At 75.1% G+C, this 543-nt stretch carries 1 protein-coding gene; it reads left to right on the forward strand.

Annotation, left to right across the window (positions count from 1 at the left end):
• On the forward strand, nucleotides 1-543 hold a 543-nt coding region (locus HO151_RS07385), incomplete at both ends, for a maltotransferase domain-containing protein (RefSeq protein ID WP_254594730.1).

The following is a 543-nucleotide window of genomic DNA, read 5'->3' on the forward strand; positions in this document are numbered from 1 at the left end:
GACGGCCGTGCTGACCGCCGCGGAGGCCCTGCGCGACGACACCCGGCCCCCGGCCGCCCGGCTCGCCGCCGCCCTGACACCGGACGTGGACGCGGCGTTCGCGCGCCACCCCCTGCGGGAACGGCTCTCCCGGTCGGACCCGCTTCCCCTGTCGGTGGAGCGCGAACGGGCGCTGTACGGGTCCTGGTACGAGTTCTTCCCGCGCTCGGAGGGCGCGGTGGTGGAGCCCGGCAGGCCGCCGGTCGGCGGGACGTTCCGCACGGCGGCGCGGCGGCTGCCCGCCATCGCGGAGATGGGCTTCGACGTGGTGTACCTGCCGCCGATCCACCCCATCGGCACGACCTTCCGCAAGGGCCCCAACAACACGCTGAACCCGGGCCCGGACGACGTCGGGGTGCCGTGGGCGATCGGTTCGCCGGAGGGCGGGCACGACGCCGTCCACCCGGACCTCGGCACGATCGAGGACTTCGACGACTTCGTGCGCAGGGCCGCCGAGCTGGACCTGGAGATCGCGCTCGACTTCGCGCTCCAGTGCTCGCCGGA

The organism is Streptomyces sp. 8P21H-1 (assembly GCF_013302945.1).